Annotated in this window: 1 protein-coding gene; it reads right to left on the bottom strand. The window is 41.7% G+C overall.

Going from position 1 to position 242, the window contains the following annotated elements; translation table 11 throughout:
- A partial coding sequence (locus tag HA632_RS00075; protein ID WP_176305207.1) for a hypothetical protein occupies positions 1–242 on the bottom strand: 242 nt, incomplete at both ends.

Below are 242 nucleotides of genomic sequence, written 5' to 3'. Positions count from 1 at the left end.
TAAGGTGCTCCTTGTAAAATATCAGTCGTCAATGTGGTCAAATCAAACCCGGAGAATCCATCTTGATTCTCATCACAAATCGTGTATGGCTCTGTTGGCGGAATTGGAGATGGTAGCGGAACTACTCTGATGTCCATCGTAGAGATGCTGTAACAGCCCGTTGTACTATTGGTAATGCGAATCCCTAACGTTTGTACATAAATAATTTGATTCGGGTATTGCAAATCAGGGTGAGAAACATT

The sequence above is a fragment of the Flavobacterium sp. J49 genome (assembly GCF_011742145.1).
Lineage (GTDB): Bacteria > Bacteroidota > Bacteroidia > Flavobacteriales > Flavobacteriaceae > Flavobacterium.
Note: the sequence above shows the minus strand (reverse complement) of the source record. Positions and strands in the feature narration are given on the sequence as shown.